The organism is Peteryoungia rhizophila (genome assembly GCF_004912145.1).
GTDB lineage: Bacteria > Pseudomonadota > Alphaproteobacteria > Rhizobiales > Rhizobiaceae > Allorhizobium > Allorhizobium rhizophilum.
Genome location: NZ_STGT01000001.1, coordinates 1,009,108 through 1,025,617 on the forward strand (window position 1 = coordinate 1,009,108; position 16,510 = coordinate 1,025,617).

General features: G+C 61.9%; 19 protein-coding genes. 10 read left to right on the forward strand and 9 right to left on the reverse strand.

The genetic code is table 11. The features are described 5' to 3' along the window. Positions 1–78: 78 nt before the first annotated feature. The 8 genes from gshB to rsmI form a co-directional block, all read right to left on the reverse strand. The gene (gene gshB / locus E9677_RS04730; RefSeq protein ID WP_136556901.1) at positions 79–1,026 is read right to left on the reverse strand and encodes a glutathione synthase; all 948 of its coding nucleotides are present in this window, start codon (positions 1,024–1,026) and stop codon (positions 79–81) included. 96 nt (positions 1,027–1,122) lie between these two features. Then, positions 1,123–1,614 (reverse strand): cupin domain-containing protein, encoded by a 492-nt coding sequence (locus E9677_RS04735; protein WP_136556902.1) that lies wholly within the window; start codon positions 1,612–1,614, stop codon positions 1,123–1,125. A gap of 87 nt (positions 1,615–1,701) precedes the next feature. Beyond that, positions 1,702–2,814 carry a sn-glycerol-3-phosphate import ATP-binding protein UgpC gene (locus tag E9677_RS04740; protein ID WP_136556903.1) on the reverse strand — a complete coding sequence of 371 codons (1,113 nt, stop codon included), beginning with the start codon at positions 2,812–2,814 and terminating at the stop codon, positions 1,702–1,704. Positions 2,815–2,829: 15 nt separating this feature from the next. Then, a complete protein-coding gene (gene ugpE / locus E9677_RS04745; RefSeq protein ID WP_136556904.1) occupies positions 2,830–3,672 on the reverse strand; it encodes a sn-glycerol-3-phosphate ABC transporter permease UgpE in 843 nt (280 codons plus the stop codon). Positions 3,673–3,682: 10 nt separating this feature from the next. Beyond that, positions 3,683–4,564: an ABC transporter permease subunit gene (locus tag E9677_RS04750; protein ID WP_136556905.1), complete on the reverse strand. Its 882-nt coding sequence runs from the start codon at positions 4,562–4,564 to the stop codon at positions 3,683–3,685. Between the two features lie 66 nt (positions 4,565–4,630). Next, positions 4,631–5,929 carry an extracellular solute-binding protein gene (locus E9677_RS04755; protein ID WP_136556906.1) on the reverse strand — a complete coding sequence of 433 codons (1,299 nt, stop codon included), beginning with the start codon at positions 5,927–5,929 and terminating at the stop codon, positions 4,631–4,633. Between the two features lie 135 nt (positions 5,930–6,064). Further along, positions 6,065–6,433: a YraN family protein gene (locus tag E9677_RS04760; RefSeq protein ID WP_136556907.1), complete on the reverse strand. Its 369-nt coding sequence runs from the start codon at positions 6,431–6,433 to the stop codon at positions 6,065–6,067. Continuing rightward, positions 6,430–7,347 (reverse strand): 16S rRNA (cytidine(1402)-2'-O)-methyltransferase, encoded by a 918-nt coding sequence (gene rsmI / locus E9677_RS04765; RefSeq protein ID WP_136556908.1) that lies wholly within the window; start codon positions 7,345–7,347, stop codon positions 6,430–6,432. The genes E9677_RS04760 and rsmI overlap by 4 nt, the downstream gene beginning before the upstream one ends. Positions 7,348–7,571: 224 nt before the next feature. On the opposite strand from rsmI, the gene dnaN reads away from it, so the two are divergent. The 7 genes from dnaN (at position 7,572) to E9677_RS25120 (ending at position 12,492) form a co-directional block, all read left to right on the forward strand. Further along, positions 7,572–8,690, forward strand: coding sequence for a DNA polymerase III subunit beta (gene dnaN, locus E9677_RS04770; RefSeq protein WP_136556909.1), 1,119 nt, complete (start codon positions 7,572–7,574; stop codon positions 8,688–8,690). A 128-nt stretch (positions 8,691–8,818) separates the two neighbouring features. Further along, positions 8,819–9,412, forward strand: a complete 594-nt coding sequence (gene pmtA, locus E9677_RS04775; protein ID WP_136556910.1) for a phospholipid N-methyltransferase PmtA — start codon at positions 8,819–8,821, stop codon at positions 9,410–9,412. A gap of 11 nt (positions 9,413–9,423) precedes the next feature. Next, a complete protein-coding gene (locus tag E9677_RS04780; protein ID WP_136557198.1) occupies positions 9,424–10,008 on the forward strand; it encodes a histidine phosphatase family protein in 585 nt (194 codons plus the stop codon). 2 nt (positions 10,009–10,010) lie between these two features. After that, positions 10,011–10,715 (forward strand): orotidine-5'-phosphate decarboxylase, encoded by a 705-nt coding sequence (gene pyrF / locus E9677_RS04785; RefSeq protein ID WP_168801113.1) that lies wholly within the window; start codon positions 10,011–10,013, stop codon positions 10,713–10,715. Between the two features lie 24 nt (positions 10,716–10,739). Next, complete coding sequence (locus tag E9677_RS04790) at positions 10,740–11,027, forward strand: DUF1330 domain-containing protein (RefSeq protein ID WP_136556912.1); 288 nt, start codon at positions 10,740–10,742, stop codon at positions 11,025–11,027. A 132-nt stretch (positions 11,028–11,159) separates the two neighbouring features. Further along, positions 11,160–12,140: a complex I NDUFA9 subunit family protein gene (locus E9677_RS04795; protein WP_136556913.1), complete on the forward strand. Its 981-nt coding sequence runs from the start codon at positions 11,160–11,162 to the stop codon at positions 12,138–12,140. A 193-nt stretch (positions 12,141–12,333) separates the two neighbouring features. Then, positions 12,334–12,492: a hypothetical protein gene (locus tag E9677_RS25120; RefSeq protein WP_168801114.1), complete on the forward strand. Its 159-nt coding sequence runs from the start codon at positions 12,334–12,336 to the stop codon at positions 12,490–12,492. Between the two features lie 62 nt (positions 12,493–12,554). Here the strand turns inward: E9677_RS25120 and E9677_RS04800 are convergent, their stop codons facing one another. After that, positions 12,555–13,361 carry an undecaprenyl-diphosphate phosphatase gene (locus E9677_RS04800; RefSeq protein WP_136556914.1) on the reverse strand — a complete coding sequence of 269 codons (807 nt, stop codon included), beginning with the start codon at positions 13,359–13,361 and terminating at the stop codon, positions 12,555–12,557. A 141-nt stretch (positions 13,362–13,502) separates the two neighbouring features. On the opposite strand from E9677_RS04800, the gene E9677_RS04805 reads away from it, so the two are divergent. Genes E9677_RS04805 through E9677_RS04815 form a run of 3 tightly spaced genes read left to right on the forward strand, consistent with a single transcriptional unit; the run spans position 13,503 to position 16,246 of the window. After that, on the forward strand, positions 13,503–14,195 hold the full coding sequence (locus E9677_RS04805) for a glutathione S-transferase family protein (RefSeq protein WP_136556915.1): 693 nt from the start codon (positions 13,503–13,505) through the stop codon (positions 14,193–14,195). Between the two features lie 11 nt (positions 14,196–14,206). After that, complete coding sequence (queG, locus tag E9677_RS04810) at positions 14,207–15,361, forward strand: tRNA epoxyqueuosine(34) reductase QueG (protein ID WP_136556916.1); 1,155 nt, start codon at positions 14,207–14,209, stop codon at positions 15,359–15,361. Positions 15,362–15,364: 3 nt separating this feature from the next. Beyond that, positions 15,365–16,246: an SDR family oxidoreductase gene (locus E9677_RS04815; protein WP_136556917.1), complete on the forward strand. Its 882-nt coding sequence runs from the start codon at positions 15,365–15,367 to the stop codon at positions 16,244–16,246. The last annotated feature ends 264 nt before the right edge of the window (positions 16,247–16,510 follow it).

Here is a 16,510-nt window from a genome sequence, read left to right on the forward strand (position 1 = left end):
AATCTTCAGATAGGTGCACGGTTGCACCGTGTTGCGCTGTCGGAACAAGCCGGGAACTTCCAGAAGGGATTCAGTCGGTTAGGCGCGCTTGCGTTCGATCGCATCCCAAAGGAGGGCCGCGATATCGGCGCCGCCGAACTTCTTCACTTCCCGCAATCCGGTCGGCGAGGTGACGTTGATCTCGGTCATGTAGTCGCCGATCACATCGATGCCGACGAGCAGGAAGCCGCGTTCGCGAAGCGCTGGGCCGATGCGCGCGCAGATTTCCCGCTCGCGTGCCGTCAGTTCGGTCGGCTCCGGCTTTCCGCCGGCATGCATGTTGGAGCGGGCGTCGTGTTCGGCGGGGACGCGGTTGATCGCGCCGACGGGCTCGCCATCGACGAGGATGATGCGCTTGTCGCCCTTGCGCACGGCCGGCAGGTACCCCTGCGCGATGAAGGGTTCGCGGAACATCTGACCGAACATCTCCATCAGCGAGGAAAAGTTGCGGTCGTCGCGGGTCGAGTGGAAGACGCCAGCGCCGCCATTGCCGTAAAGCGGCTTCAGGATGATATCGCCCTGCTCTTCCCGGAACCGGGCGATCTCGGCCGGATCTCTTGTGATCAGCGTCGGCGGCATCAGGTCGGCGAATTCCGTGACGAAGATCTTTTCCGGCGAATTGCGCACCCAGGCCGGGTCGTTGACGACGAGCGTCTTCGGGTGAATGCGCTCGAGAAGATGGGTGGCGGTGATATAGGCCATGTCGAAGGGCGGGTCCTGGCGCAGCAGGATTACATCCATGGTCGAGAGATCCACACGCTCGGGCGCGCCGAGGGTGAAATGGTCGCCTTTGATGTCGCGCAGTTCCATGGGTTCCACGGTCGCATAGACATGGCCGTCGCGCATGGAGAGCCGGTCGGGCGTGTAGTGGAAGAGCTTGTAGCCGCGCGCCTGGGCCTCCAGGCTCATGGCGAAGGTCGAGTCGCCCGCGATGTTGATCGTGGATACGTGGTCCATCTGGACCGCGACATTGGTGATCTTCGCCATATGGATTGTCCCCGTTCGAAAGTACCGGAGATTTAGGCCGTGCGACGGGGGATAGCAACGCCGCGCGGCCTCAATTTTGCTGAAGGTCGCTTCAGGTCAAAGTGCGGAATATTTGCCGCGCCTGAGCGCATTGCGGATCCGGTAGAGCGTCGCCAGCGGCTCCGGGAATTGTTTGCGCAGGAAAGCAACCTTGCGGACGTAGTTGTCGACGCGCCAGGTCGACCAGGTGCCCTGGCGGAAATAGGCGATGTCGCCGGCCTTCAACAGTCGCTGGCTTCCGTCCTCGCCGGTGACATGCACCTCGCCTTCCTGGATCACCACCGTCTCGTCCCAGACGAAAAACCAGCGAAACTCTCCGGCGGTGCAGTCCCAGACGGCTGTCAGGCTCGCCTCGTCGGTGCTTTGCGAATGTTCGCCGATGCGGGCGAGCGGCGTGCCTCGGATGATCCAGTCCGGATTGATCGGCGCCGCCTTCAGCGCCAGATTGTCGCCGCTGGCGGCGATCACGGGTGGATGGTCGTCAACGCGGCGATACGGCACCATCAGTGCCGCGCTCGCCATTCCCGCAACAAGAAGCTTCAAAGCCATGTTCGTCCCCCACTCAAATCGCAGGGGACGCTAGCAGCAAGCTCCTAAGGTCACGTGATCCCGATCGCTAAAATGCGCGCGATCGGTTCAGGCAAATGCGGGACTACGTTCGGCTGCCGCAGTCGTCGAGATCGCGTCGCGCGAACCCGGCACCAGGCGCTGGCCGGTATCGGCTGCGAAGAAATGTAGCCTGTCCGTTGCGATCCGCAAGGGCAGGCGGTCACTCAGCGGGAGGCTCGAGCCGAGCACTGCAGTGACCTGTTGATCTCCGACCAGACCATGCACGAGCCGCTGGGCGCCGAGTTCCTCCACATAGTCGATGGCGAGATCGAACATCGCTTCGTCCTCGCTTGCGAGTAGCAGATCCTCTGCCCTCATGCCGACACGAACCTCGCCCTGCGGCCAGGTACCGTTCAAGGCAATACGCTCGTCTCCAATGGTGAGTTCCGATCCTTCGATCCGCCCGTGAACGAGGTTCATGGCCGGAGAGCCGATGAAGCTCGCAACGAATGTGGAGGCGGGACGGTTGTAGACTTCGAGCGGTGTGCCGATCTGCTCGATCCGGCCGCCGTTCAGGACCACGAGGCGATCGGCGAGCGTCATGGCCTCCAGCTGGTCGTGCGTAACATAGATCGCGGTCGTCTTCAGCCGCTTCTGCAGCTTGCGGATTTCGCCGCGCATGGTGACGCGGAGCTTGGCGTCGAGGTTCGACAGCGGCTCGTCGAAGAGAAAGACGGCGGGCTTGCGCACGATCGCGCGGCCCATGGCGACGCGCTGGCGCTGGCCGCCCGAAAGAGCACGCGGCTTGCGATCGAGATATTTCTCGATCTCCAGCATCTTGGCGGCTTCCGCCACGCGGGCGGCGATTTCCGTCTTCGGCGTGCCGCGGTTCTTCAAGCCATAGGCCAGATTGTCGTAGACCGTCATGTGCGGATAAAGCGCGTAGTTCTGGAAGACCATGGCGATGTCGCGGTCGGCCGGCTCCACCTCGTTGACGACGCGGTCGCCGATCGAGATCGTGCCTTGCGAGATCTCCTCCAGCCCGGCGACCATGCGCAGAAGCGTGGACTTGCCGCAGCCGGAGGGACCGACGAGCACGATGAACTCGCCGTCCTCGATCTGGATGTCGACGGTATCGACGGCCTTGGCGCCGCCCTGGTCGTAGATCTTGCAGACCTCGTTGATATCGATGGAAGCCATGTTGCGCTCCTCTCTTTACTTGTCGGTTTCGGTGAGGCCCTTGATGAACCAGCTCTGGAACACCACCACCACGATGACGGGGGGCAGCAGTGCGAGCACGGCCATGGCAAAGGCTTCGTTGTAATCGGGGATCTGCGAGCCGACCCAGACCTGCAGGATCTGCTTGATGCCGCGCATCAGGGTGTAGAAGCCCTCGTCTGTCGTCATCAGCATGGGCCAGAGATACTGGTTCCAGCCATAGACGAACATGATGATGAAGACGGCGGCGATCATGGTCCGCGAGAGCGGCAGCAGGATATCGATGAAGAACTTGAAGGGGCCGGCGCCATCGATGCGGGCGGCCTCCAGCAATTCGTCCGGGACCGACTTGAAGAACTGGCGGAAGAAGAAGGTGCCGGTCGCCGACGCCAGGAGCGGCAGGATCAGGCCCTGATAGCTGTTCAACAGCGAGAGTTCGCTCATGACCTTGTAGGTCGGCATGATGCGCACTTCGAGCGGCAGGAGCAGTGTGGTGAAGATCAGCCAGAAGGCGAGCGTCGCAAAGCGGAAGCGGAAATAGACGATGGCGTAAGCCGCGAGCATCGAGAGCACGATCTTGCCGATCGCGAAGCCGAGGCCGAGGATCAACGAGTTCATCGCCATGGTGAGACCGGTCACCTGGCCGGTGAAGCCGCCGGACTTGAACAGGACCTTGTCATAGGTCTTGGCGAAATCGTCACCAATCGACAGCATCAGGCCGTTGGTATGGATCTCGGCGGCCGAATGGGTCGAGGTGGTGAAGGCGACGACCAGCGGCCCGAGCATGAAGATCACGCCCGCGATCAGGATCAGATGATCGAAGAATTTGGTGCGGTACATGGCGCTCTCCTCAACCGTAATGGACGCGGCGTTCGATGAAGCGGAACTGGATCATGGTCAGGACCAGAACGACCAGCATCAGGATGACAGACTGGGCCGAGGACGAACCGAGGTCGTTGCCGCGGAAGCCGTCGAGATAGACCTTGTAGACCAGCGTGATCGGGTTGTTGGCCGCCTTGTCCTTCACGATGACGTCGATGACGCCGAAGGTGTCGAAGAGCGAATAGGTCATGTTGATGACCAGCAGGAAGAAGGCCGTCGGGGTGAGCAGCGGCAGGATGACCGTCCAGAAGCGGCGCGTGCCCGACTTGCAGTCGATGGCGGCCGCCTCGCGGATCGAGGCCGGAATGCCCTGCAGGCCGGAGAGGATGAAGATGAAGTTGTACGGTATCTGGTTCCAGACCGCGACCGCGACCATGGCGAAGGCCGTGTCGAAATAGTTGAGACCGACCTTCATCTCCCAGCCGAACAGCGCAGCCAGCTTGACGAAGGGGCCGATATGCTGGTCGAAGATCATCATGCCGATCAGGCCGGCAACCGGCGGGGCGATGGCATAGACGACGATCAACAGCGTCTTGTAGGCCGACTTGCCGCGGATCACCGCATCTGCCTTGAGCGCCAGCAGCATGCCGATCGACAAGGCCAGGAAAGTGACGATCAGGCTGTAGCCGATCGTGAAGCGGGCGATCCGCTGATATTCCGGCGAAGTGAGCGCATCCGTGTAATTGTCAGCGCCGACGAATGTCGAGCCGAAACCGAAGGGGTCTTCGATATAGAAGGACGAGGTGATCGCCTGCATCGAGGGCCAATAGAAGAAAATCGAAATGATCGCGAACTGCGGCAGCAGGAACAGATACGGCAGGTATCGCGAGTTGAACTGGACGCGCTTCATGGAGCCCTCTCAATGCAAGTCCCGGGGGCTTGCCGCCCCCGGGTCCCAATCAAGTTTCAGAAATGATCAGCCAGCCGTCTTGGCGAAGCGGGCGAGAAGCTCGTCGGCTTCCTTCTTGATCGTTTCCATGGCGTCCTTTGCCGTCGTCTCGCCGGCGAAGAGGCGGTTGTATTCGCGCTCCATCACCGCACGGATCTGCGGGTAGAAGCCAAGGCGATAGCCCTTGTTCCACTCGGCTGTCGGCAGCTGCAGCTGCTGGATGCCGACTTCGGCAGCCGGCTTTTCGTTGTAGTAGCCTTCCGACTTCGACAGTTCATAAGCCGCACTGGTGATCGCGACATAACCGGTGGCCTGGTGGTAGAACTTCTGGACTTCGGTCGAGGTCAGGAAGTTGAAGAAGGAGGCCGAGCACTTGTTTTCTTCAGCCGATTTGCCGGCCATTGCGAAGAGGGCAGCGCCGCCGATGAAGGAGTGGACGCCAGCGCCTTCGATCGAGTTCCAGTAAGGCAGGAAGGTTGCCGAGAAAGGCATGGTGGCCGTCGTCTGCAGGCCGCCGAAGGAGCCCGAGGAACCGATCCAGAGGGCAGCCTTGCCTTCTTCGAAGACCTTCTGGTTGTCGTTCCAGGCAGCGCCGTAATAACCGAACAGGCCCTGATCGTACCAAGCCTTCAGCTTGTCATACATCATGACGTGGTTTTCGTCGGTGACGTTGATCGTCGTGTCGACGATGCTGTCATAGCCGTTGTTGTTGGAGGCGAACTGGATGTTGTTGCGCGAGAAGAAGTTCTCGGTGAACTGCCAGGTGAGCTGCGACTGGACGAGCGGAATGAAGCCGGCTTCCTTGAGCTTCGGGGCGATCGCCTCAAACTCTTCCCAGGTCTTCGGTGCTTCGACGCCGGCCTTCGTCAGGGCCTCATCGTTGATGTACATGATCGGCGCCGAGGAGTTGAACGGCATGCCGACGAACTTGCCGTCCGAGTCAGCGTAGAAGTAGCGCACGCCCTCGATGAAGGCTTCGCGATTGAATTCGAAGCCGTTGTCCTTCAGGAGGTCTTCGGCAGGAATGGTCGCGCCCTTGGCATTGATGATGGTGGCGGCACCTGCGTCGAAGACCTGCAGGATGTTCGGCTGCTCGCCCGAACGGAAGGCGGCGATGCCGGACGACAGAGCTTCTTCATAGGAGCCCTTGGAGACAGGCGTCAGGACGCATTCGGCCTGGGCAGCGTTGAACTTCTGGGCAATCTCGTTGATCACTTCGCCGTTGCGGCCGCCCATGCCGTGCCACCAGGTGATGTTGGTCGCGGCAAGCGTCGTCGATGCGGTCATGGTCAGGGCCAGAGCGGCCAGGGAAATCTTCTTGATCATGGGATAGATCCTCTCCACCGGTTGTTGCGGTGAGGGCTCCATTAGGCGCGCTCCGTGACAGCGACTTGAAAGTTTTGTGTCAGGGCTGTCACAAAACGAAGGTTTCACTCTCTCTAGGTCGAAGGTGAAACGAAGCTAAAATGCACTCTCGAAATGGGTTGGCCAGCGCCATGGCTGCACCACCATGATATCATGGCGAAGTGACAGGCGTGTTGCATCGGATTGCCTACGCAGCCAATGGTCTGCGGCATTGGCGATGCGCCGTTCGGCTGCATAGCCGACAGCATCGACGCCTGCGCGCAGATCCTTGCGGGCTTTCACTTCGACGAAAATGACGAGATCGCCGCGGCGGGCGATGATGTCCACTTCGCCGGCCTTCGTCTTGTAGCGGAGGGCCACGATTCGGTAGCCCTTGAGGAGTAGCGCGAGCGCCGCACGATACTCCGACCAGCGGCCCAGCCTCTCGGCGCGGATGCGTTTTCGATCCGCGCCCTTGGGCTTCATGCAGCCCCCTTCAGCTCCAGAAGACGCTGGTAGAGCTCCTTGCGCGGCAGGCCCGTGAGCTTGGCCGCCTCGGTCGCCGCCTTGGCGGTCGGCATGGTGCCGGAGAGTTCGGCGAGCAGGCTGTCGACGTCGGCAGCATCCGGGGCGGCATCGGGGGCCGGCGGGCCGATGACCAGGACGATTTCGCCCTTCACCGTCTTGTCGGCATAGGCCTCGGCCAGATCACCCAGTGGTCCTCGGCGGAACTCCTCGAAGGTCTTGGTCAGTTCGCGGCAAACGGAGGCCGGCCTGTCGACCCCGAGCTCATCGGCTGCCGCGACAAGCGTATCGCAGATACGATGAGGCGACTCGAAGAAGATGAGCGTTGCCGGCACCTTGGCGAGCTCACGCAGTCGGTCACGTTTCGCCTTGTCCTTGGTCGGCAGGAAGCCGGCAAAGAGAAAGGCGTCGTTCGGCAGGCCCGAGCCGACGAGAGCGGCGAGCGGGGCCGATGCGCCGGGGATCGGCACGACACGGTGGCCGGCCTCGATGGCGAGTTGGCCGAGGCGATAACCCGGGTCGGAGACCAGCGGCGTGCCGGCATCGGAGACCAGCGCCACGGACTTGCCGGTATCGAGGGCCGCAAGCAGCCGGGCACCGGCTTCATCGGCATTGTATTCATGGTAGGCGTAAGAGCGATTCTCGATGCCGTAGCGATCGAGAAGGACGCGGGTGACGCGCGTGTCCTCGCAGGCGAGCACATCGGCACCGGCGAGCGTTTCCAGCGCGCGGATCGTGATGTCGCCGAGATTGCCGATCGGTGTCGCCACGAGATAGAGCGCGGGTTCCAGCGGCCGGGCAGCAATCAGCGTGTCGTTGAGGCGATAGCGCTTCGAAGTCGCGATGACCGGCGCATTTTTCTCTTCTGTTGTCATGCGGCCTTTATCCTCCACCCCCATGCTCGCGGCAAGGGCGTCGCCGCCATAAACCATTCCGACAAGCTCTGCTGGGGACGGGCGTGGAAAACCTTGGAGCCTCTTGCTTTTCCCGCACTTTTGCTGCCATTTTGCCCGTCCACATCGTCCGGCCCGCGGACTGCCCGGCCCCTTATTCCGATCCGGAACTCCGGAAGACGACACGTCGAAAGCGGTAGCATCCCATGCGTATAACTCTTGAACGGTCCAATCTCCTCAAGTCTCTCAACCACGTGCACCGCGTGGTCGAGCGTCGCAACACGATCCCGATCCTGTCGAACGTGCTGCTGAAAGCCGAAGGTGCCGCACTCGACATGAAGGCGACGGACCTCGACCTCGAGATCACCGAGAGCACGGCCGCCATGGTCGAGCAGGCCGGCGCGACCACTGTTCCGGCGCACCTGCTCTATGAAATCGTGCGCAAGCTGCCGGATGGTTCCGAGGTTCTCCTCGCCACCAATCCGGATGGCGGTACGATGACCGTCGCCTCGGGCCGCTCGAAATTCTCGTTGCAGTGCCTGCCACAATCGGACTTCCCGGACCTGACGGCCGGCAGCTTCACCCATTCCTTCAAGATGAAGGCATCGGACTTCAAGATGCTGATCGATCGCACCCAGTTCGCGATCTCGACCGAAGAGACCCGCTATTATCTGAACGGCATTTTCCTGCACACGATCGAAGCCGGCGGTGCGCTGAAGCTGCGTGCGGTCGCGACCGACGGCCACCGTCTGGCCCGCGCCGATGTCGATGCGCCCTCGGGTTCGGAAGGCATGCCGGGCATCATCATTCCGCGCAAGACGGTCGGCGAGCTGCAGAAGTTGATCGACAATCCGGAGCTGATCATCGGCATCGAGATTTCCGATTCCAAGATCCGCCTCTCCATCGGCTCGGTCGTTCTGACCTCCAAGCTGATCGACGGCACCTTCCCGGATTATCAGCGCGTCATTCCGCAGGCGAACGACAAGGAAATGCGGGTCGATTGCCAGACGTTTGCGCGCGCCGTCGACCGTGTTTCGACGATCTCGTCTGAGCGTGGCCGCGCCGTGAAGCTGGCGCTCGCCGACGGCCAGCTGATGCTCACCGTGAACAATCCGGACTCCGGCAGTGCGACCGAGGAAGTCGCCGTCGGGTATGAAAGCGACGCGATGGAGATCGGCTTCAACGCCAAATATCTCCTCGATATCACGGCACAGCTGTCGGGCGAGGACGCGATCTTCCTGCTCGCCGATGCCGGGTCTCCGACGCTCATTCGCGACACCGCCGGCGCCGACGCGCTCTATGTCCTGATGCCGATGCGCGTTTAGCGCGTTCAAAACTTTCTGGCGGGTATTTGGCCCGCCAGCGTCATTCTCTCTTGCGTTTGCGACAGGCTGGCCCAAAATTGTCGCAATCGGCTCGCAGCAATCGAGCAGCAACAAGAAGAGGGACGATCATGGCCATTCGACTGAAGGAACGGTTCGAGAAGAAATTCGACGAGGAAATCCGTTTCTTCAAGGGCATGATGCAGGGTCCCAAGACCGTCGGCGCGATCGTGCCGACATCCTCTATCACCGCCAAGCGCATGGCGAGCGTCATCGACGTCAAGTCGGGCCTGCCCGTTCTTGAGCTCGGTCCCGGAACCGGCGTGATCACCAAGCAGATCCTGGCGCGCGGCGTCGCGCCCGAGAAGATCGTCTCGGTAGAGTATTCGGAAGACTTCTATCGCCGCCTCGTCGAGGACTATGCCGGCGTCAACTTCGTCCATGGCGACGCCTTCGATCTCGAAAACACCCTGGGTCGTTTTTCGGACCAGACCTTCGATTGCGTCATCTGCGCCGTTCCCATGCTGAGCTTCCCGATGGAAGCGCGCATCCGCCTGCTCGAAGACCTGCTTTCGCGCATCCCTGAGGGGCGCCCGGTGGTGCAGATCACCTACGGCCCCGTCTCCCCGATCATCGCCAAACCGGACCGCTACCACATCCAGCATTTCGACTTCGTCGTGCGTAACATCCCGCCGGCGCAGCTCTGGATCTACCGCAAGGCTTGAGCGCCCAGCCGATGTTCGGCCTCTACATCACACACCCGCAGGTGCAGATCGATCCGGAAGTCCCTGTCCCCGACTGGGGCTTGTCGGCCGTCGGGCGGGCACGGGCAGAAGCCTGCGCCGCGCGGCCCTGGGTGCGGCAGCTGTCTCGGATCGTTAGCAGCGGAGAGCGCAAGGCGATCGAGATAGCGGAGATCCTCGCTTCCGCCGCCGGCCTCCAGATCGAGATCGAGCCCTCCACACACGAAAACGATCGCTCGGCGACCGGTTTCCTCGCCCCGCCCGACTTCGAGAAAGCCGCCGACTGGTTCTTCGCCCATCCGCGGGAAAGCTATCATGGCTGGGAGCGTGCGGCAGATGCGCAGGCGCGCATTGTCGGCGCAGTGACGCGGATCCTCGGATCCCATGATCCCACACGACCGATCGCCTTTGTCGGCCATGGTGGGGTCGGCACCCTACTCAAATGCCATTTGTCCGGCCTCCCGATCTCGCGGAACCAGGATCAACCTGGGGGCGGCGGCAATCTTTTCTGCTTCTCCCTTGCAGACCGGCGCGTCTCATGCGACTGGACGGCCATGGAGATCTGGCAGGAGTTTTAACCGTGAGCGCACGTCATCGTCTCATCGTCGGACTGGATGTTCCGACAGTCCAGGAAGCGGAGCGCGTCGTCTCAACGCTCGGCGACAGTATCTCCTTCTACAAGATCGGTTATCAGCTCGCCTTTGCCGGCGGGCTCGAATTCGCCCGCGACCTCGCCAAAGAGGGCAAGCAGGTCTTCCTCGACATGAAGCTGCTCGACATCGACAACACGGTGGCGTCTGCAGTCGAGAACATCGCGCGCATGGGCATGACCATGCTGACGCTGCATGCCTATCCGAAGGCCATGGCAGCGGCCGTCAAGGCGGCAGAGGGCTCCGGTCTCTGCCTGCTCGGCGTCACCGTGCTCACCTCCATGGATGAGCAGGACCTGACCGATGCCGGCTATGAATATGATCCGCATACGCTCGTCCTGAAGCGCGCTGAACAGGCCCGCATCGTCGGCATGGGCGGTGTCGTCTGCTCGGCCGAAGAGGCATCTGCCGTGCGCGGCATCGTCGGGCCGAAAATGGCGATCGTGACCCCTGGCATCCGGCCGGCCGGCGCCGACAAGGGCGACCAGAAGCGCGTCATGACGCCGTCGGATGCGATTGCGGCCGGCTCCAGCCATCTCGTCGTGGCGCGCCCGATCGTCAAGGCCGACGATCCGAAGGCTGCCGCACTCGCCATCCTCGCCGAGATGGACGAGGCACTGGCCAAACAGCTGTAACATTCGACAAACCGGGAGGAAGACATGGCCAAGGGCTATTGGATCGCACGCGTGGATATCCGGGATCCCGAGCGCTACAAGGACTATGTCGCGGCAGCCAAGCCTGCCTTCGAAAAGTATGGTGCGACCTTCCTCGCCCGTGGCGGTGCCTATACCCAACTGGAAGGCCAGGTCCGGACCCGCAACGTGGTGATCGAGTTCCCCTCGCATCAGGCCGCCGTCGATTGCTACAACTCGCCGGAATACCAGATCGCCGCGAAGATCCGCCAGGAAGTGGCCGATGCCGAGATGGTGGTCGTCGAGGGCGTTTGAACCTCCCCCTTGCCTGAGGCCGAATGTCCTTCGGATGCGGCCTTGACGGCCCTTTCCCCGGCCAGACGATTCGGCTAAGAGAGGCCAGATCGCGCATATCGTGTGCGCCCATACAGTTCAGGGGAGCCGTCCATGACCTTGTCCAACCTTCCGCCGCTCGTCACCGTCTTCGGGGGCTCGGGCTTCGTCGGACGGCATGTGGTCAGAGCGCTCGCACGTCGCGGCTACCGCATCCGGGTCGCCGTCCGCCGCCCGGATCTCGCCGGCTTCTTGCAGCCCCTCGGCAATGTCGGCCAGATTTCCTTCGTCCAGGCGAACCTGCGCTACCGCGCGTCCGTCGATGCCGCCGTCCAGGGCGCCGACCATGTTGTCAACTGCGTCGGCATCCTGTTCGAGAGCGGTCGTAACGGCTTCGATGCCGTGCAGGATTTTGGCGCACGCGCTGTTGCGGAAGCTGCCCGCTCGGTCGGCGCGACCTTGACGCATATCTCAGCGATCGGCGCGGATGCGAAGTCGGACTCGGTATATGCCGCCACCAAGGGGCGTGCCGAAGCCGCCGTACAGTCGATCCTGCCTGACGCCATCATCCTTCGCCCGTCGATCGTGTTCGGCCCGGAGGACGGCTTCTTCAACAAGTTTGCTGCCATGGCCCGTATCGCCCCGGTCCTGCCGCTGGTCGGCGGCGGCAAGACGAAGTTCCAGCCGGTCTATGTCGGCGACGTCGCAGAAGTCGTGGCACGCGCCGTCGATGGCACGATCACCCGAGGCAAGACCTACGAACTCGGCGGCCAGGACGTCGCGACCTTCAGGCAGTGTCTGGAAATGATGCTCGAGATCGTCGGCCGCAAGCGTCCGCTCGTCACCCTGCCCTTCGGCATCGCCTCGCTGATCGGCAGCATCGCCTCGGCCGTGCCGCTGATCACGCCGCCGCTCACCAGCGACCAGGTCAAGCTGCTCAAGAAGGACAATGTCGTGTCGGCTGCGGCGAAAGCAGAAGGACGCACGCTCGAAGGCCTCGGCATCCAGCCGGTGACCATGGCTTCGATCCTGCCGACCTATCTCGTGCAGTACCGCGTGCATGGCCAGTACACGGGGTCCGGCAAGGCAGCCTGATGGCTGGCTGAAGCCGCTTCCGGGACGTCTCGACGTTGCACAAAAGACGCAGCTAAACAAAGACCTGCGTTAACCGCGGATAAAGCAAGATCGCCTATTGATGGCGGTCGTGGTGATGCGTAAAGACTGGCCCCAACGGCCGGCCCGAAACATTTGCCGGCGCTTCATATCAGTCAGTTTCAAGAGGCACTTCATGGGCAAGCCTATCGCACTGTTCTTCGCATGTGCGGCACTGGTCATCATCGCCGGCTCCTTCGTCGCACCGACCACGGTGGCCGCACGCAAGGACAATTGCTCGCCTGCCTATGGCATCGACCCCTGCGCGACGTCTGCCATTCCCTTGACCAACTGATTTTCCGGAAACAAAAGGCCGCCCAATGGGCGGCCTTTTTTGTTGTCTGAGATTTGTCGACTTCAGCCGAAGACGAGAAGTCCGACAAGGCCGGCCAAGCCGACGGCGATGCGCCACCAGGCAAAGGGTGCGTAGCCCCGTTTCGAAACAAAATTCAAAAGCCCCCGCACCACGAAGAGCGCCGAGACGAAGGCAGCCACGAAGCCGATCGCGATGATCAGGCCATCGTCTGCCGTGATCGCATTCCGGTTCTTGTAGAGATCCAATGTGAATGCGCCGAGCATGGTCGGCATGGCGAGGAAGAAGGAAAACTCGGCCGCCGAACGCTTGTCGGCGCCGAGCAGCAACGCGCCGACGATCGTGGCGCCCGAGCGCGACGTGCCGGGGATCATCGCCACGCATTGGCAAAACCCGATTTTCAAGGCGAGTGACAGCGGATATTCGGTGACGTCGTGATACCGGGGCTTCAGCGGCAGGCGATCGATCCAGAGAAGGACAAAGCCGCCCAAGATCAGGACAACGCAGATCAGCATCGGTGTTTCAAAAAGAACGGTCTTGATGAAATCATGCGCCAGAAAGCCGATCACGGCCGCCGGCAGGAAACCCAGAAGGACCGCACCGACGAAGCGTCGGCTTTCAGCGCTGGTGGGCAGCGAGAGCGCAATGCCAAGCAGCTTAGCGAAATAGACGCTGAGGATCGCCAGGATCGCGCCGAGCTGGATCAGAACGGCAAAGGTGTTGCCCGGCGATTCGAAGCCGAGGAATTGGCCGGCAAGCAGCACATGCGCGGTGGAGGACACCGGCACGAACTCCGTCAGGCCCTCGATTACGCCGAGCACGAGCGCGCTGATAATGGATTGATCTTCCATGAGGTCTCCTTCTAGGGGAAGGCAAAGTGAATTGCTTGTATTGCCGGGGCCGAAACCCTATAGCTTGGAAGCCGCCGTCATGACCAGCCGCTTCGACAGCCTGTGTTCCGGCCACTGAAAAATCCGAGAATTCGAGTTCCGATGCCGACCCTGTACCATCACACGATGTCCACCGCGTCCCGTTTCATTCGTCTGGTCCTGGCCGAATACGGCTTCCAGACGGATCTGGTGGAGGAGCAGACCTGGGAGAAGCGCAAGGAGTTCCTCGCCTTCAATCCCGCTGGTACGCTGCCTGTCTATGTCGATGACAATATGCGGGCGCTTTGCGGCCCCTTCATCATCTCGGAATTCATCGACGAGACCCATGGCGTATTGAAACGCGACCGCCGGCTCTTCGCGGAAGATCCGTTCCAGCGCGCCGAGATCCGCCGGCTGACGGAGTGGTTCCTGCAGAAGATGGAGCAGGACGTGACCAAGCCGCTGGTGCGCGAGCGCGTGCACAAGCTGATCATTCCGAATGGCCTCGGTGGCGGCGCTCCCGATTCCAAGGTTCTGCGTACGGCGCGCTCCAACATCCGCCATCACATGAAGTACCTGACCTGGCTTTCCGGCTCGCGCCAGTGGCTCGCAGGTGACCGCATCAGCTACGCCGATCTCTCGGCGGCAGCGGCTGTTTCCGTGCTCGACTATCTCGGCGAAATCGACTGGAACGAGTATCCGGTCGCCAAGGAATGGTATCAGCGCATCAAGTCGCGGCCGTCATTCCGGCCGCTGCTCACCGAGCGCGTGCGCGGCATCACGCCGGTTTCGCATTACGCCGACCTCGACTTCTGACGGTTACTGTCATGGACGAGCCGCAGATCGATCCCAAGATCCGGAAGCGGCGAACAGACCTCACGCGGTTTCTGCGCCAGGAAGCGGGCGCTCAGGGCTTCGATGTCTGTCGCATCACGCTGCCGGATGCCATTCCCGAAGCACCCGCCCGGCTTGAGAGCTTCCTTGAGGCCGGTCGCCACGGCACCATGGCCTGGATGGAAGAGACCAAGGAGCGCCGCGCCGATCCGCGCGTCCTTTGGTCCGATGTCCGCTCCATCGTGATGTTCGGGATGAATTACGGCCCGGACGAGGACCCGCGACTTCTGCAGGCCGAGCCTGAGAAGGCTGCGATCTCCGTCTATGCCCGCAACCGCGACTATCACGACGTCATCAAGGGCAGGCTGAAGGAAGTGGCGACGCGGTTCGCCGCGCGGGCGGGGGCTGACGTGAAAGTCTTCGTTGATACCGCGCCCGTGATGGAAAAGCCGCTTGCTGCGGCTGCCGGGCTTGGCTGGCAGGGCAAACACACCAATCTCGTCAGCCGCGACTTCGGCTCTTGGTTGTTCCTGGGAAGTCTCTTCACCACGGCCGAACTCGAAATCGACACACCCGAGCGCGACCATTGCGGCTCCTGCCGCGCCTGTCTCGACTCCTGCCCGACGGATGCCTTCCCGGCGCCCTACCAGATCGATGCGCGGCGCTGCATTTCCTATCTGACGATCGAGCACAAGGGGCCGATCGACCGGGCGCTGCGCCCCGCATTCGGCAACCGCATCTATGGCTGCGACGACTGTCTTGCGGCCTGCCCGTGGAACAAGTTCGCGGCTTCGGCCCGTGAGATGAAGCTCGTGGCGCGCGAGGACCTGAAGGCACCCGACATCGCCTTTTTCCTGACGCTCGACGATTCGACCTTTCGCACCTATTTCAGCGGATCACCGGTCAAGCGGATCGGGCGGGACCGTTTCGTGCGCAATGTGCTGATCGCGGCCGGCAATTCCGGTTCACAGGATCTGGTGCCCGCCTGTGAGACACTTCTCTCGGATGCCTCGGCGGATGTGCGCGGCATGGCCGTCTGGGCGCTGTCGCGGCTTTTGCCGGCGGGGCGCTTCAAAGAACTGAGGAGCCGGCAATTGGCTGTGGAAGCGGACGAGAATGTCCAACAGGAATGGATGACGGAGAGCTGACGCATGCGTGTGATGATTTTCGGAGCAGGATATTCAGGCAAGGCGATCGGCAAATTGTTGCACGAGCAGGGCGCCTCCGTCGCCGGGACGACACGCAGCGCCGAGAAGGGCAAGGCGCTTGAGGACGCGGGCATCCGGCCCTTCGTCTTCGATGGTGCGAGCCTGTCGGAGCCCCTTCTTGCCGAGCTCGCCGAGACGACCCATCTGGTCCAATCTATCGCGCCCGGCAGCGAAGGTGACCCGCTGATCCGGCTCTGCGGCGATGCCGGCATCAAGGCCCTGATGCCAAAGCTCGAATGGATCGCCTATCTTTCGACCGTCGGTGTCTATGGCGATCATCATGGCGCGTGGGTGAACGAAGAGACGGAACTGAAGCCTGTCTCGGTCCGGTCGGTGGAGCGGGTGGAGGCCGAGCAGGCCTGGCAGGTGGTCGCCGCACGGGACGGTCTGCCGCTCGCGATCCTGCGTCTCTCCGGCATTTATGGCCCCGGTCGCAACACCTTCATCAATCTCGCCAATGGCACGGCCCGTCGGCTGGTGAAGAAGGACCAGGTGTTCAACCGGATCCGGGTGGAGGACATCGCGTCGGCGACGGCTTTCCTCGGCGGGCCGAAGACGGGCGGGATCTTCAATGTGACCGACGACCTCCCCTCCCCGCCGCAGGACGTGGTGACTGAAGCCGCCCGGCTGATGAACATGGAAGCGCCGCCGGAACAGCCCTTCGAGACTGCCGATCTTACGCCCATGGCGCGCTCCTTCTACGGCGAGAACAAGCGCGTTTCGAACGCCAAGATCAAGTCGCTCGGATTCAACTTTCGGCACCCGAATTACCATGAGTCTCTGGTGGATCTACTTGGCTCCGGCACATGGAACCAACGGGGGTAAAACCGCGTTTCACGGGGTCAAACTTTGCGCTCCGAGCGCCAGAAAGCCTGCACAGACGGGTGTCCGGCCCCGTTCGCACCACAATTTGGGCAGCAAATATGACGGATGAGCAAAATTTTTCTTCAGTGATTCCGTGAATGCCTTAGGCGGCGCTCCAGGAAGTTTTTCATTCCCGAAAGACTCTTGGAATCAAACGATTTTTCTGCAATTTTCATATTTCGTTAAGGTAAAGATTCATTTGAGCATCATCACGAATGTTACAAC

Bases quoted from the DNA above. Each gene is read 5' to 3' on its own strand.
- E9677_RS04790 (WP_136556912.1), top strand. From the start codon at position 10,740: ATGGCCAAGGGCTATTGGATCGCACGCGTGGATATCCGGGATCCCGAG.
- E9677_RS04815 (WP_136556917.1), top strand. From the start codon at position 15,365: ATGCGTGTGATGATTTTCGGAGCAGGATATTCAGGCAAGGCGATCGGC.
- E9677_RS04760 (WP_136556907.1), bottom strand. From the start codon at position 6,433: ATGAAGCCCAAGGGCGCGGATCGAAAACGCATCCGCGCCGAGAGGCTG.
- E9677_RS04800 (WP_136556914.1), bottom strand. From the start codon at position 13,361: ATGGAAGATCAATCCATTATCAGCGCGCTCGTGCTCGGCGTAATCGAG.
- dnaN (WP_136556909.1), top strand. From the start codon at position 7,572: ATGCGTATAACTCTTGAACGGTCCAATCTCCTCAAGTCTCTCAACCAC.
- E9677_RS04805 (WP_136556915.1), top strand. From the start codon at position 13,503: ATGCCGACCCTGTACCATCACACGATGTCCACCGCGTCCCGTTTCATT.
- ugpE (WP_136556904.1), bottom strand. From the start codon at position 3,672: ATGTACCGCACCAAATTCTTCGATCATCTGATCCTGATCGCGGGCGTG.
- E9677_RS04755 (WP_136556906.1), bottom strand. From the start codon at position 5,929: ATGATCAAGAAGATTTCCCTGGCCGCTCTGGCCCTGACCATGACCGCA.
- E9677_RS04795 (WP_136556913.1), top strand. From the start codon at position 11,160: ATGACCTTGTCCAACCTTCCGCCGCTCGTCACCGTCTTCGGGGGCTCG.
- gshB (WP_136556901.1), bottom strand. From the start codon at position 1,026: ATGGCGAAGATCACCAATGTCGCGGTCCAGATGGACCACGTATCCACG.
- queG (WP_136556916.1), top strand. From the start codon at position 14,207: ATGGACGAGCCGCAGATCGATCCCAAGATCCGGAAGCGGCGAACAGAC.
- pmtA (WP_136556910.1), top strand. From the start codon at position 8,819: ATGGCCATTCGACTGAAGGAACGGTTCGAGAAGAAATTCGACGAGGAA.
- E9677_RS25120 (WP_168801114.1), top strand. From the start codon at position 12,334: ATGGGCAAGCCTATCGCACTGTTCTTCGCATGTGCGGCACTGGTCATC.
- E9677_RS04740 (WP_136556903.1), bottom strand. From the start codon at position 2,814: ATGGCTTCCATCGATATCAACGAGGTCTGCAAGATCTACGACCAGGGC.
- E9677_RS04780 (WP_136557198.1), top strand. From the start codon at position 9,424: ATGTTCGGCCTCTACATCACACACCCGCAGGTGCAGATCGATCCGGAA.
- rsmI (WP_136556908.1), bottom strand. From the start codon at position 7,347: ATGACAACAGAAGAGAAAAATGCGCCGGTCATCGCGACTTCGAAGCGC.
- E9677_RS04735 (WP_136556902.1), bottom strand. From the start codon at position 1,614: ATGGCTTTGAAGCTTCTTGTTGCGGGAATGGCGAGCGCGGCACTGATG.
- E9677_RS04750 (WP_136556905.1), bottom strand. From the start codon at position 4,564: ATGAAGCGCGTCCAGTTCAACTCGCGATACCTGCCGTATCTGTTCCTG.